A 14264-nucleotide genomic window follows, 5' to 3' on the forward strand; every position below is an offset into this window, starting at 1 on the left:
TAATTAATATGAAAACAAAACTAATTACATTATTTACAACTGTATTCTCAGTGTTTATTTTAACATCTGTACAAGCTCAGGATGATTGTGCTCTAAAGTACAACATGTTAAAGACTGATTACAAAACCAAAAATTACGAATCTGCACTTAAAAATTTAAATTACTGTTTAGAAAACTGTGCAAAATTAACCGCTAATATTTATATCTACGGAGGAAACTTAATCAACAAAGTATTAAAAGAATCACCAGAGAAAAAAGCAGAATTAGCAGCTTTAGGAAAAAAAATGTACCAAAAACGTTTTGAAAATTTCCCAAATGCAGATCCAGCAAAAGCACATAGTGATTATGCAGACTTTTTAGTAGATGTAGGTGGAGATAAAGAAGAAATTTTTTCACACTATCAAAAGGCCTTTGACATAGAGCCTACCAAATTAGGTGTGGGATCTATTATATATTATTTTACAGAGGTAGTAGAAAGAAACAAATCAACCAATTTAAAGCAAGTCTTTAATATTTACGATATTACTGTTGAAGCAATTGATGCTAAAGTAGATGGATACTTAGAAGAAATTAAAGATTTACACGCTAAAGAAGACGAAGGACAAACATTGTTGTCTTCTGAAAAGAGAAAATTAAAGGCTTACACACAGAACTCAACTTCATTAGGTAAGGTAAAAATCATAATGGATCAAAAAATCGAAGAGATTTCTACTTGTGAATATTTAGTGCCTTTATACAAACAAGAATATGAAGCTAACAAAACGGACAAATTGTGGTTAGAAAGAGCAATTAACCGTATGTACAAAAAAGACTGTACAGAAGATCCATTGTATGTAACTTTGGTAGGACAATATCAAGAAGTTGCTCCATCTCCTCAAGCCTCTGTATTGTATGCAGGAATTTTAATGGACAAAGGAGAAACAAACAAAGCAATTACATACTTTGAAAAGGCTATCGATCAAGAAACGGATACAGAGAAAAAAGCCAAAAACTTATTTAAAGTAGCAGATATCTTTAGAAAAAAAGGACAATATGCCAAAGCAGTTTCTTATGCAAAAAAAGCAATTAGCTATAAATCTAACTTAGGTAGAGCTTATACCTTAATTGCTGTGGCTTACCAAAAAGGAGCAAATACTTGTGGTAAAGGAGAGTTTGAAAAAAGAATGGTATATGTAGTAGCAGAGCAATACGCATTAAAAGCTGCAAGAGTAGACCCAAGTCTTTCTGCATATGCTTCTAAATTAGCTCGCTCTTTTGCTGCTAATAAACCAAATAAAAAATTAGTGTTTAACAACGACTTAGGACTAAAGTCTGGTGACAGTTACACGATTAAATGTTGGATAAACGAAACCGTTAGAGTTCCTTAATAAAGAATAATATCAATTTAAAAAGAGCCAAAGAAATGAAATTTCTTTGGCTCTTTTTTTGCTTTGTACCTAGTCATATAATAAGATTTATAATTATATCTTTGTTAAAGTTTGTAAAGCAATGCATAAAAGTAAAAAAAGATTTTATACGCCTTTGGCAGTAACTATAATTACAGCTCTGTTGTTATGGAGTTGTAAGAACTCTACCAAAGAAATTAACGATTTTTTAGCTGATAGAAATTTACCCATCGGTGTAGCAGAAAATGTAAATTTTGTTTACAAAGATTCTGGTAGAGTAACCAGACGTATGATGGCTCCCGTTTTTTGGGATTTTAGCAATAGAGAATTAAATACGTATTCTGAATTTCCTGAAGGAGTTAAGATTGTTTCTATTAATAGAGTTACTAGAGATTCTGTGACCATTACAGGAAATTATGCAATAAGCTATGACAAAACTGCTTTTTCTGAAATTGTAGGAGATGTTGTTGTAATTAATCATACAAACGGAGCCGTATTAAATTCTGAACAAATTTATTGTGATGATAAAGAAGGTGTGTATTTTACAGAAACACCTTTTACCCTTTACACCCAAAAAGATACCTTAAAAGGTGTTGGTTTTGAATCTGATAATTATTTAAGCAATTGGATTTTAAACAACACAAGTGGTGATATAACCTTAGAAGAAAATATTGAGAATTAATAAGAAATGAATAAATTTAGTAAAATTATTGCTTGGGCTTATTTAGTAGTCGGAATTGTTTTTATCATAGAAGTATTTGTAAATTGGAATATAGACAGACAAAAGTCATGGGTTTCATTACTGATGGCCGCTTTGGCAATTTTTATGTTTTTCTTTAAAAGGAGATATAGGAACAAACGGTTTGAAAAATAACTTAAATGGATTCAGAAATTATTATCATTATTATATCGATACTGTTATCAGCCTTTTTTTCAGGCTTAGAAATTGCCTTTGTATCGTCTAATAAATTTCAAGTTGCTTTAGAAAAGAAAAAAGAAGGGCTTACCTCACGCTTACTAACCAAACTAACAGGAAAGTCTTCAAAATTTATAACAACCATGTTGGTGGGAAACAACATCGCATTGGTGGTTTATAGTTATTACATGGAAGACAAACTACTTTGGTTGTTGCCCGATTCTTATAACGAATATACTTTGCTGTTGTTGGTTACCATCATATCAACTTTAATTATTTTGGTTAGTGCAGAGTTTTTGCCCAAAGCCATTTTTAGTGTATACGCCAACGAAACACTACGCTTTTTTGCCTTACCAGCCTATTTTTTTTACATGTTATTCCATGTGATTTCTAGTGCCATGGAATGGTTTTCTAGTTGGTTGCTAAAAGTTTTTTTTGGGTCTGATGAGGATGGAGAAGAATCCGTTTTTAGTAAAGAAGAACTAGGACATTACATAGACAAACAAATTGAAAATGGTGATGAAGAAGAAATTGATTCTGAAATTCAGATTTTTCAAAATGCTTTAAGCTTTAACAGTGTAAAAGCAAGAGAAATTATGGTGCCAAGAACAGACATCGAAGCTGTTGAAATTCATGAAAGAGTGCACAAATTAAAAGAACTATTTGTAAATACAGGCTTTTCTAAAATATTGGTTTACAAAACTTCATTAGATGATATTGTAGGTTATGTGCATGCATACGATATGTTTAAAAATCCTAAAACCATCAAATCTGTTATTTTGCCTGTAGAGTTTATTCCTGAAACAATGATGATTAACGATGTACTAAATACCATGATGGGAAAACGCAAAAGCATGGCAGTAGTAATAGATGAATATGGAGGAACATCCGGAATTATAACGGTAGAAGATATTATAGAAGAATTGTTTGGAGAAATAGAAGACGAACATGATAAAATTGCTTTGGTAGAAGAAAAAATATCAGAAAATGAATACCGACTGTCAGCCAGATTAGAGGTAGATTATATCAATGAAACCTATGGATTGGCTATTCCCAAATCAGAATCTTACGAAACTTTAGGAGGTTTTATTATAGAAACCATAGAAGATATTCCTGAGCAAGGAGAAGAATTTGTGATGGAGCATTTGTACATAAAAGTTACCAAAGTAAGCCACACAAGAATAGAAGAAGTGTATCTAAAATCTCATCTAATCACGGACTAATTGTTTTTCTTTAAAACAGTTAAAATTTATTTTAGGATTTCAATTGAAATTGTATTTTAGCGGACAATCAAAAAAATTAATGTAGAACATGGCAATATTATCAAAAATCAGAGATCGCTCAGGGTTTTTAATCGCTGCAATTGGATTGGCAATGCTATCTTTTGTAGTGAGTCCTAAGGATATTTACGATTTTTTTAGCAACAAAAATTCCGATGCTATCGGTAAAGTAAATGGTGAGGAAATTTCTTATAGGGAATTTGCAGAGAGAGTAGAGTTGTACAAATCTCAATCCAGATCTAATTATGGAGGTTTGGCCATAGAGAACATGGTGTGGAACCAAATGGTGAGAGAAAAAATCTACGAAATTAAGTTAAAAGAAGCTGGAATTGTTGTAGGAGAAGGAGAATTGTGGAAAGCTATTTTAGAAAGTCAGCAAGTACAAAACACACCTCAGTTTAAAAATGCACAAGGGCAGTTTAGCGAAGAGATTCTAAAGGACTATATTGCAAACCTGCAATCGGATACTTCGGATGAAGGAAAAGCCATGTTAAGAGGTTGGTTAAATTTTGAGCAAGACATTAAAAACGGATTGTTAACCAGAACTTACAATGAGTTGATTGGAATGGGAGTAGGAGTTTCTGAAGAAGAAGCAAAAAACGATTACATACTTAACAATACAAAAGTTAGTGGAGATTATGTGTACTTACCTTATGCTTCTATCCCTAATACAGATGTAAAAGTTACAGAAGACGAAGTAGCAAATTACATTAAAAAACATGCTGCAGAATTTGAAACAGAAGCGACCAGAAACTTAAAATTTGTAAGATTTCCTTTTCAAGCATCAGAAGAAGATGAAAAAGAAATTAAGGCAGAGTTGACTAAAATGATAGAAGACAAAACAGCCGTTGCAGAATTGCGTTTAGAATCTGGATTTAGAAATGCTACTGATGTACAGTTGTTTGCAGAAGAAGCAGGTACGGATTTGCCTTTAGTGGATAGATTTCAAACAGAGGGAGAAATTCCAACTGTAATAAAAGAGAACGTTATCAACGGAGCAAAAGGAGATGTAGTAGGACCTTATAAGTTTTCTAAGTACTACAAAATCACTAAAATTTTAGATACTAAAACATTGCCAGACTCTGTACAAGCTAGTCATATTTTAATTCCTTTCCGAGGTGCACAAGGTGCTCAGCCAACGATTACCAGAACTGCTTTAGAGGCAGAGCAATTGGCAGATAGTTTGTTAACGGTAATAAAAAAATCACCCAACAAATTTGGAACATTAGCAGAAAATTATTCTACAGATTCTGGGTCTGCTAGTAAAAAAGGTGATTTAGGATGGTTTGGTTACAGAAGTATGGTGCCAGAATTTAGAGATTTTTGTTTTGAACAATCTAAAGGAGATGTAGGAGTGGTAAGAACAGCTTACGGTTTTCACGTAATTCAAGTAAACGGACAGAAAAACTTTAATCAAGCTTACAAATTAGCAACCATTTCAAGAAAAATTGAAGCATCAGAAGAAACAGAAAACAGAGTCTTCCAAGAGGCTAGTAGCTTTGAAAAAGAAGTATTAGAGGGTGCAGATTTTGAAAAACTTGCCAAAGAAAAAGGATACGATGTAAGTCCAGCAAACGGTATTAAAGAGTTGGATGTTTATGTTGGTTCTTTGGGGGATAATAGAAGAATTGTAAGATGGGCTTTTGAAGAAGATACAGACTTAAATGCAGCACAAAGATGGGATTTAGATGAAAAAGGATATGCTGTTGTTATGGTGTCAGACAAGCAAGAAAAAGGATTGAAATCTGCAAAAAATGCATTTATTCAAGTAGAGCCTATTTTAATTAAAGAAAAAAAGGCTGCACTATTAAAGCAAAAAATGCAAGGAAACAACTTAAAAGCTATTGCAGATGCTAATCAAAAACAAGTTGTTCCTTTTTCTGATATTACCTTAGGTGCTCCTACAATAGGAGGAGTTGGAATTGAACCATCAGTAATTGCAGCAGCTGTAGCTAGCAAAAAAGATGCTTTGGTAAAAGATGTTGTAGGAGATAAAGGAGTATTTGCTTTGGTTGTAAAATCTAAAGAAATTCCTTCTGAAGACCAGATAAAAATAAATACAGAAAATGCAGGAAAAGCAACCCAATTGGCTGTGTCTAGAAATCTTTACGATGCGTTACAAGACGGTATAGAAATTGAAGATTACAGAGCCGAAAGGTTTTAATAAAAAACAAATAGAAACAAAAAAAGGAGGCTTTGTGCCTCTTTTTTTGTTTTAAAGAAGTCCCTACCTTTGTAAGTATGATAAATCAAGAACAGATACAAAAGTTAAACAACCGAGTTGTGAAACTAAAACAATATTTAGAGATTGATAAAAAAATGATTGAAATAAACAATCAGGAAGAACAGTCTCTAGCTCCCGATTTTTGGAACGATCCCAAAAAAGCAGAAGCTCATATGAAAAATCTTAGAGGGCTAAAAAAGTGGGTAGAAGACTATTCTAAAGCCAAAGAGTTGGTAGAGGATTTAGGAGTTACTTTAGAGTTTTTTAAAGAAGGTGAGGCAACAGAAGAGGAAGTGAATAATTTGGAAGAACAAGCGATTACGCTGTTAGAAGATGTTGAGTTTAGAAATATGTTGTCTGATGAAGGAGATGAAATGAGTGCTGTGTTGCAAATTACAGCCGGAGCAGGAGGAACAGAAAGTTGCGATTGGGCTTCTATGTTGTTTAGAATGTATACCATGTGGGCTCAAAAACAAGGATACAAAATTAAAGAACTAAACTTGCAAGATGGAGATGTAGCAGGAATAAAAACAGTAACGATAGAGGTAGATGGTGAATTTGCTTTTGGATACTTAAAAGGAGAAAATGGAGTGCATCGTTTGGTAAGAATTTCTCCGTTTGATAGTAATGCCAAACGTCATACATCTTTTGCATCGGTGTATGTATACCCTTTGGTGGATGATTCTATCGAAATAAAAATAGATCCGTCAGAATATTCTTTTGAAACAATGAGAGCCAGTGGTGCAGGCGGACAGAATGTAAACAAAGTAGAAACAGCAGTGAGATTAAGACACCATCCAACAGGAATAATTATAGAAAATTCAGAAACCAGATCGCAGTTAGATAATAAAACCAAAGCTATGCAACTGCTAAAATCTCAGTTATATGAACTAGAGCTGCAAAAGAAAATGGCTGCTAGAGATGAGATTGAAGCCAATAAAATGAAAATTGATTTTGGATCTCAAATAAGAAACTATGTAATGCATCCATACAAACTGGTAAAAGATGTTAGAACCGCTTATGAGACAGCGAATGTAGATGCCGTAATGAATGGAGATATAGATGGTTTTTTAAAATCATTTTTAATGAAATCAGGACAACAAGAAAATAACAACGAATTGTAAAAAGCATGATTACCATATACCACAATCCGAGATGTAGTAAAAGCAGGCAAGGTGTTGCTTTTTTAGAAGAGAAAAAAGTAGAATTTAAAATAATTAAATACTTAAACGAAACGCTGTCTTTTGACGATTTAAAAGAAATCATAAGTCAGCTAAATATCAAACCAATAACATTGGTAAGAAAAAATGAAACTATTTGGAAAAGTGAATTTAAAGGAAAAGAGTGGTCTGATGATGAAATTATTCAGGCAATGGTAGTGCATCCCAAATTAATAGAAAGACCTATTGTTATAAATAACGGAAAAGCAGTAGTGGCAAGACCTGTAGATAAAATAGAAGAGATTTTGTAAAAGTGTTTTAAAATTATAATTGTTATTTAGACTTATGCACAGGCACTTTATGATTCACAAACCTTATGGATATTTGTCTCAGTTTGTAAGTAGAGAAAAATTAGCTCATAAAAAAAAGTACTTAGGAGATTTGTACAGTGTTCCTCAGGGTACGATGGCTGTTGGTCGTTTGGACGAACCTAGCGAGGGTTTATTGTTGTTAACTACTGATGGGGTAGAGAGTGAGTTAGTACGATCTAAGAAATATGAAAAAGAATACTATGTACAGGTTGATGGCATTGCAGAACAAGAGCATGTGTCTAAGTTAAGCAAAGGGGTTTTGATAGGATTGGGAAAAGGAAAGTATTACCAAACTTTGCCTTGTAGGGTACAATTAATCAATCCCCCAGAAAAGTTACCACATCGTTCTAAAAAAATAAGAGACGAAAGACATGGACCTACTTCATGGCTAAGCATTACTATTACCGAAGGTAAATTTAGACAAGTAAGAAAAATGTGTGCAGCTGTTCAGCTACCAGTCTTACGTTTGATACGTGTTCGTATAGGTGCTATGCATTTAAATGACATTCCTAATCAGGGAATTTTAGAAGTTTCTGCTTTTAAAGATTAAAGAAGTTTTTTGATAGGAATCCAAATTTCTTCTTCAGAATTAGGGTCATTGTTTTTGTAATGTTTTCCTAAAACTTCAAAATGAGGTCTTTTGTCTAGCTCGTACCCTGAATTAGGTAACCACTCTGTATAAATATACTGAAATATACTAGGATCGTCACTTAGACCTTTGTAGTTAAAAACAGCATACAAACCGCCCATTAGCTGAAAAGAAGTAAGTGATGCCGGAACCTCATCAAAAGAATAGACTTCTACAGTAGCCCATTTTACAAAAGGACGATTGGGACTAAACTCCATAAAGTACAACTCATCATACATTTGCATCGAGATTTTGTCCTCAGAAATTCTATTTGGAATCTCGTCAATACATGCCATAAACTCACTCCACAATTGCTGTGTTTTATTATCCGTTAAACTCATGTTTTTAGATAAACCTACAAGTTTCTTTTCGGTTAAAGTAATAATCCTTGGCTGCATAATATAACTGTTTAGTACAGTATAAACATAAAAAAATCCGCTAGAATTAGCAGATTTTTAAGGTTTTGATTGCGTTAAGATTATGGCAGATGTTTTAGGATTTCTCTAAAATCAACAAGTTTAAAGTTTTGATTTTTAACAGTTTCATCATCTTTGTTTTCTCCATCTTGAGCTATAAAAAAACCTTTTTTAAAGTTAGAGAAACTGACAGATGTTGCATCGATACCATCGGTATCGTTGGTGCCGTCTACCCTTCCATCAACAAGAGTAAAACTTTTGAGATATTTGTGAGAAGCTCTATCAAAAACAGCGTATGAATTGTTACCCTGAGAGGATAAAATAAGGTATCCCTGACCTTTTTCTTTTTTATAAAGAGTTACACCTTCAAAATCATCTTTTAAATTTGTGTCGTTAGTTTTGGCAATAAGTGTTCTTTTTTGGTTTAAATCATTGGCATTGTATTTCCATAAAGCCACGTTTTCTTCAGCAATATAAATAGCTCCTGTTTCGTCATCAGCTACCATTCCTTCGGTAATAGAACCTACTTGAATACGCTGTGTTAGATTCCCTTTTAGTTTATTGTCAACAACAGACAATGTCCATTTTTCAACCCCACCATCTTTGCCAGAAACAAACACAAATAGTTGTTCATTTTGTTGGTACATACACAAACCGTAAATCTCTTCTAATTCTGATTTTAGAGGGCTGTGGACGATGTTTTCTAAAGTTCCGTTTAGGTTTACTTTATGCAAGGTGATGGAGTTGTTTGTTCTGTTAGAGGCCGCTACAACAGCCATTTTTTTGCCATTGATGTTTACTTGATATCTAATGTCTACATTGTTTACCTTTCCTACGGGGTAGTTGTAGCGTAATTCTCCTTGTAAGTTATATACACATAGCCCTTGTTTTTTGTTGGTTCCTATAATGGTAGATTGTTCAAGGGTGTTAGGGTGTATCCAAATACAAATATCATCAGCAGCATCTTCTTTAGTAGCTACTGGAGTGGTTTCTAGTGCAGCTTTTACAGAAAACACCAATTCTGGTTGTTGAAATTGATGCTGGCATGAAGTTAGTATACCAACAATTAGTATTGGCAAAATTATTTTTTTTATCATAGTCTCTAAGTTAAAAAAAGCCTATAACAATTGCTATAGGCTTTGGTTTGTATGGAGGATGGGTTAAAAGTTGTACTTTACACCAACACTCCAGTTTATTCCGTAAAACTCATTTTGCATAGTAAAGTTTTCAGATCCTTGGTAATATCTTAATGGTTGATTGGTTAGGTTTTTTACTTCAGCAAACAATCTTAAACCACTAATTAGTTCGTAGTTTCCGTTTACATCTAAAAACAATTGTTTATCGTAGTATCTGTCTTCTTGTGCTTCGTCACCGTATTCATCAATATAATCATCTGCAAAGTTTAAAGAAGCACGTAAGGTTAGCTTCTTGTTTTCATAAGCTAAAGAAGAATTAAACATGTTTTGTACCGCTCCTACCAATGCTAAGTCTTCTTCTTCTCTACCCTCAATTCCTGATGTTTCTGAACCTGTGTAGGTGTAGTTTAAGTATACACTCCAGTTGTTTAATTGTTCAGAGATGAAGCTCAATCTAGATTGTACAGAAGCCTCTAAACCATATACTTTTGCTTTGTCTCCATTTCTTGGTTGTGAATATTCAAAACTATCAGTATAGGCATTGTCTATATAATCGTCTTCTCTGTAGTTAAAAATAAAGTTGTCTAATTCTTTGTAAAATCCTCCTAAAGAAACAATTCCTACAGAAGAAAAATAGTGTTCAAACATTAAATCTAAGTTGTTCGCTTCTGTTGCCTCTAATGCAGGATTACCTGCTTCAAATTCTAAATCGTCAGAATTGATGAATTCGTAAGGAACCAAATCGTAGTAATTAGGACGAGCAATGGTTTTAGAATAAGCTGCACGTAAAATAGTGTTTTTAGTAAAGTTGTACTTTAGCTGTAAGTTAGGCAACCAGTTGGTGTAAGATTTGGTTTCGTTTAATGCCTGTGCATCTGAAACTTTTTCTGCTGTTTCTACATCAATTCTGTAACCTGTGTAGTCTAGTTCTGTGTTTTCTACTCTTAATCCAGCTAATACTGTAAAATTCTCTCCAAAATTTTGAGTAAGCATTGCATATACAGAGTTTACATCTTCTTGTGCTTTGTAATTTCCTGGCACAAACTCTTCTAAATCTGCTTCTTTGTCAAACAAAGACTTATTGTTTAAATCCAAGCCTCCTAGGTAGTTGGCAGGAACAAAGTATCCTAGTTTGTATTTGCTACCTGGTCCAAAATCGCTTAAAGTTTTGTCTTTAAAAGGTACATTTGTTAAATCTTCAACAGCATCATACTTAAAAAAGTCGTTATCTCTTAGCTTATTTTTTTGTTGATATTTGTATCCTGTTTTGATTTTGTTAGCAAAAAATCCTGTTTCGTTAATTGGAAATTCAAAATCAGCTTTAAAGCTATAATTTTCTTCGGCAGTCCATTGATTTTCTTCAGTAATTTCGTCCAATTTAAACAAAGAAGGATCGTTGTAATTGTAATTAGAAAACACCATAAGAGGTGATTTTGTGTCGTTTAAATTTTGTTTTAACTGAGTTTCGTCTAACACATAAGCAATGTATCTTTCGTTAGGTCTTGCTTCCGAAGCTTTAGAATAACTAGCTTTCCAGTCTGCTTTTACAGTACCAAATAAAATATGCTCTCCGTTTAAAGCAAATTTTTGAATTTGTTGTTCTTCTAAACGTGCATCTTTCTCTGTTCCTCCTTTGGTTTCTCTTGCTATTTCTGCATTGTACAAACCAGGTCTGTTTTCGTTTTCTTCAATGTCCTTAATTTCAACTCTGTATCTGTTTTCCCAGTCTTTTCTATTATTTAAAACTCCGTGGAAATAAATAGAGTTTTCGTTGTTAAACTTGTAGTCTAAGTTTAAGGCAAGACTTTGTCTTAGTCTGGTTAAATCGTAACGTCTAATATCTTGATCGGTAACTACCATTTTGTCATCATCGTTTTTGTCCCACTCAAACTCCACGTTGTCAGAACCAAATTCATTGGTTTGAGAAGAAGCACTTAACACGGCTCCAAATTTGTTGTTAAAAAAACGATCTGCCAAAACTACAGAGAAGTTATGAATCAACCCATCTTTTCTAATAGGGTTTTGTCCGTAAGCAGCTGTTGCTGTAATTCTTCTTGCATTAGCTGCACGAGTTACTAAGTTTACAGAACCACCTATAGCATCTCCTTCCATATCTGGTGTTACCACTTTATTTACCTCAACTGCTTGTACCATGTCAGACGGAATTAAGTCCATTTGTACGTTTCTATTGTCCCCTTCTGCAGATGGAATTCTTTCGCCATTAAGAGTTACAGAGTTCAACTGTGTAGCCAATCCTCTAATAATAATATTTCTTGCTTCTCCTTGATCATTTTGTACAGCTATACCAGGCATACGCTTGATAGCATCTCCAATATTGGCATCGGGAAATTTACCTACTTGATCTGAAGCTACAACATTGGTAATGTTCATGTTGTTTTTTTGCTTGTTTAGTCCTTTTGCTTGTCCTTTTCCAATACTTCCTTTTAGTACAATTTCATTCAAACTGTTTACATCGGCTTCTAGTACAAAATTAACAACGGCAGAATTGTTTTTTAACACAACGTTACTGCTTTGTGATTTAAATCCTAGGTAAGAAGACTCTACCATATATTTAGTGTCTTTTAATCCTAAAATGATAAAATTTCCATCAAAGTCAGTAATTGTTTTTGTGTTTAAATCTGTTACTGTAATAACAGCTCCTGGTAAAGGCAAGTTGTTTTCGTCGGTAACTTTACCTCTAATAATTCCTTTCTGAGCAAATCCTATCAAAGTACATAGAAAGAACATGCTCGTTAAAATCCATTTTTTCATTGTTTAGTTTTTAAGTTTTATGCCTCAAACTTATGTAATCTAAACAAGTGTTAATGTTAGGCTATCGTAACCAAAAAATCAAAAAAAGGTTGATAGAAAGTTAATCTAAAGTTAGACTAGTATAAACTGTACTCAAAGCAATAGATTAGGTTTTTGTAGATGTTACAATTTATTAACATCTGCAAGAACAGTGTAATATAATGATAAGATTTTTCTAACTTGGAGTTCTATCTAAGAGATGAACTTAGCCACAAACAAACAATTTCCATGGAAAAATATAACAATAGTAGAAGAAAATTTATTCAAAATGCTTTAATGGCTACAGGAGGGGTAATGTTAGCTCCTAATTTTATAAGTTGTAGTGACGATGATGTAGCCAACGGAAAAATAGATACCTCAGGTTTTACCAATGTCAATTTTACACAAGGGGTTGCTAGTTTTGATCCTACAGATTCTAAAGTGATTATTTGGACACGTTACAGCCAGTCAAACAAAGAAATTGTTTGGGAAGTAGCCACCGATGCAGCATTTACAACCATCTTAAGAAGCGGAACTATTGTAACCGAAGCAAACAGAGATAATACGTTAGCTGTAGAGCTTACAGAATTGGAGGAAAATTTAAAATTGTACTACCGATTTATCAATAAAAAAGACAAAGAAGTTTCAGTAACAGGAGAAACAATTACATTGCCAGTTCAGGCAGAAAGTATCAAACTAGCTATTTGTTCTTGTTCTAATTATCCTGCTGGATATTTTAATGTATACAATGCTATGGCAAACTCTGAAGCAGATATAATAGTCCATCTAGGAGATTATATTTATGAGTATCAAGCAAATGGTTACGGAACAATAGGAGGATTGAATCGTATTCACGAACCAGCACATGAAATCGTATCATTAGAAGATTATAGAACAAGATACAAACAGTACAGGTCGGATGAAGATTTGCAGTTAGCTCATCAAAAAAAGCCGTTTATTTGTGTGTGGGATGATCATGAAGTTGCTAACGATACGTACAAAGATGGGGCAGAAAACCATTCACCAAGCGAAGGCCCTTTTGAGGTAAGAAAAGCATCTGCCCTACAGGCTTATAGCGAGTTTTTGCCTTTTAGTAGATTGGAGGCTGACAATCAGGAACTAATATACAGAGCCTTTAACTTAGGAAATTTGGTGGATTTATTTATGTTAGATACCCGCGTTATAGGGAGAGACAAACAACTTAATATTTTTGATTATTTTACTACTACTGGTTTTGATGCCAATGCTTATACAGCAGCTATTTATAAACTTGATAGAACTATTTTAGGGAACACACAGCGCAATTGGTTGTTAGATCAGTTGCAAGGAGCAACGTCTAAATGGCAAGTCCTAGGACAACAAGTGTTAATGGGAAAAATGGAAGTGCCAGCAGAAATGCTAACCGCTTTTGGTTCTGATAATTTTACAGAAATACTTACAAATTTGGTGGGGTTAAAAGCAAGGTATTTACAAGGAGATCCTACTTTAACTCCACAAGAAACTGAAAGAGTGCTAACCGTTTTTCCTTACAACTTAGATGCATGGGACGGCTACCCTGTTGAAAGAGAAATTATTTTTAATGCTTTAGGCGATAAAAAAATTGTAACCTTTGCAGGAGATACTCATAACGGATGGAGTAGTACACTTAAAAAAGAAGACGGTACAGAAGTAGGAATAGAAATTGCTACATCAAGTGTAAGTTCACCTGGATTTGAAGTCTATACGGGTTTAAACCCTGTAGATGTAGGAGGATTTCAGCAAGCATTAACCACCTTAATAGACAATTTAAATTATTTTAATGCTTCTAAAAGAGGGTTTGTATTAACTACTTTTACACAAAACGATGTAAAAGCAGAGTGGAATTATGTAAACACCATAGAAAGCAAAAACTTTACTGCCGAAAAAGAACATACAATTACTTATTCTTAAAAAAAATAAATTACAAATAAAAAAAGATT

12 protein-coding genes are annotated in these 14264 nt (G+C 33.5%); 9 read left to right on the forward strand and 3 right to left on the reverse strand.

The features are described from left to right. Positions 1 to 8 precede the first annotated feature (8 nt). The 8 genes from FS85_RS0106445 to FS85_RS0106480 all read left to right on the forward strand — a co-directional run bounded on the left by FS85_RS0106445 (position 9) and on the right by FS85_RS0106480 (position 7886). Positions 9 to 1367, forward strand: a complete 1359-nt coding sequence (locus FS85_RS0106445) for a tetratricopeptide repeat protein (protein WP_029489306.1) — start codon at positions 9 to 11, stop codon at positions 1365 to 1367. A gap of 154 nt (positions 1368 to 1521) precedes the next feature. Beyond that, complete coding sequence (gene lptC, locus FS85_RS0106450) at positions 1522 to 2067, forward strand: LPS export ABC transporter periplasmic protein LptC (RefSeq protein WP_029489307.1); 546 nt, start codon at positions 1522 to 1524, stop codon at positions 2065 to 2067. 6 nt (positions 2068 to 2073) lie between these two features. After that, positions 2074 to 2259, forward strand: coding sequence for a hypothetical protein (locus FS85_RS0106455; protein WP_010135297.1), 186 nt, complete (start codon positions 2074 to 2076; stop codon positions 2257 to 2259). Positions 2260 to 2264: 5 nt separating this feature from the next. Next, complete coding sequence (locus tag FS85_RS0106460; RefSeq protein ID WP_010135298.1) at positions 2265 to 3524, forward strand: hemolysin family protein; 1260 nt, start codon at positions 2265 to 2267, stop codon at positions 3522 to 3524. Between the two features lie 88 nt (positions 3525 to 3612). Beyond that, positions 3613 to 5745, forward strand: coding sequence for a peptidylprolyl isomerase (locus FS85_RS0106465; RefSeq protein WP_010135299.1), 2133 nt, complete (start codon positions 3613 to 3615; stop codon positions 5743 to 5745). A 77-nt stretch (positions 5746 to 5822) separates the two neighbouring features. Further along, complete coding sequence (gene prfB, locus FS85_RS0106470) at positions 5823 to 6929, forward strand: peptide chain release factor 2 (RefSeq protein ID WP_010135300.1); 1107 nt, start codon at positions 5823 to 5825, stop codon at positions 6927 to 6929. Between the two features lie 5 nt (positions 6930 to 6934). Next, complete coding sequence (gene arsC / locus FS85_RS0106475; RefSeq protein ID WP_010135301.1) at positions 6935 to 7276, forward strand: arsenate reductase (glutaredoxin); 342 nt, start codon at positions 6935 to 6937, stop codon at positions 7274 to 7276. Positions 7277 to 7310: 34 nt separating this feature from the next. Continuing rightward, on the forward strand, positions 7311 to 7886 hold the full coding sequence (locus FS85_RS0106480; protein ID WP_029489308.1) for a pseudouridine synthase: 576 nt from the start codon (positions 7311 to 7313) through the stop codon (positions 7884 to 7886). Here FS85_RS0106480 and FS85_RS0106485 read toward each other — a convergent pair. The 3 genes from FS85_RS0106485 to FS85_RS0106495 all read right to left on the reverse strand — a co-directional run bounded on the left by FS85_RS0106485 (position 7883) and on the right by FS85_RS0106495 (position 12288). Continuing rightward, entirely contained in the window at positions 7883 to 8362 is a 480-nt protein-coding gene (locus FS85_RS0106485) for a GyrI-like domain-containing protein (RefSeq protein ID WP_010135303.1), read from the reverse strand. The two genes, FS85_RS0106480 and FS85_RS0106485, sit on opposite strands and share 4 nt — an antisense overlap. An 80-nt stretch (positions 8363 to 8442) precedes the next feature. Next, positions 8443 to 9477, reverse strand: coding sequence for a phytase (locus tag FS85_RS15235; protein WP_010135304.1), 1035 nt, complete (start codon positions 9475 to 9477; stop codon positions 8443 to 8445). 63 nt (positions 9478 to 9540) lie between these two features. Further along, positions 9541 to 12288 (reverse strand): TonB-dependent receptor, encoded by a 2748-nt coding sequence (locus FS85_RS0106495; protein WP_010135306.1) that lies wholly within the window; start codon positions 12286 to 12288, stop codon positions 9541 to 9543. 267 nt (positions 12289 to 12555) lie between these two features. On the opposite strand from FS85_RS0106495, the gene FS85_RS0106500 reads away from it, so the two are divergent. Continuing rightward, complete coding sequence (locus tag FS85_RS0106500) at positions 12556 to 14235, forward strand: alkaline phosphatase D family protein (protein WP_010135307.1); 1680 nt, start codon at positions 12556 to 12558, stop codon at positions 14233 to 14235. Positions 14236 to 14264: the final 29 nt, after the last annotated feature.

Origin of the sequence: Ochrovirga pacifica, from assembly GCF_000220525.1 — a bacterium.
GTDB classification, from domain to species: domain Bacteria; phylum Bacteroidota; class Bacteroidia; order Flavobacteriales; family Flavobacteriaceae; genus Ochrovirga; species Ochrovirga pacifica.

Excerpts from the sequence above, each read along its gene's own strand:
- FS85_RS0106465 (WP_010135299.1), top strand. The coding sequence starts at position 3,613 with ATGGCAATATTATCAAAAATCAGAGATCGCTCAGGGTTTTTAATCGCT.
- FS85_RS0106495 (WP_010135306.1), bottom strand. The coding sequence starts at position 12,288 with ATGAAAAAATGGATTTTAACGAGCATGTTCTTTCTATGTACTTTGATA.
- FS85_RS0106460 (WP_010135298.1), top strand. The coding sequence starts at position 2,265 with ATGGATTCAGAAATTATTATCATTATTATATCGATACTGTTATCAGCC.
- FS85_RS0106445 (WP_029489306.1), top strand. The coding sequence starts at position 9 with ATGAAAACAAAACTAATTACATTATTTACAACTGTATTCTCAGTGTTT.
- FS85_RS0106455 (WP_010135297.1), top strand. The coding sequence starts at position 2,074 with ATGAATAAATTTAGTAAAATTATTGCTTGGGCTTATTTAGTAGTCGGA.
- arsC (WP_010135301.1), top strand. The coding sequence starts at position 6,935 with ATGATTACCATATACCACAATCCGAGATGTAGTAAAAGCAGGCAAGGT.
- FS85_RS0106500 (WP_010135307.1), top strand. The coding sequence starts at position 12,556 with ATGGAAAAATATAACAATAGTAGAAGAAAATTTATTCAAAATGCTTTA.
- FS85_RS0106485 (WP_010135303.1), bottom strand. The coding sequence starts at position 8,362 with ATGCAGCCAAGGATTATTACTTTAACCGAAAAGAAACTTGTAGGTTTA.
- prfB (WP_010135300.1), top strand. The coding sequence starts at position 5,823 with ATGATAAATCAAGAACAGATACAAAAGTTAAACAACCGAGTTGTGAAA.
- FS85_RS0106480 (WP_029489308.1), top strand. The coding sequence starts at position 7,311 with ATGCACAGGCACTTTATGATTCACAAACCTTATGGATATTTGTCTCAG.
- FS85_RS15235 (WP_010135304.1), bottom strand. The coding sequence starts at position 9,477 with ATGATAAAAAAAATAATTTTGCCAATACTAATTGTTGGTATACTAACT.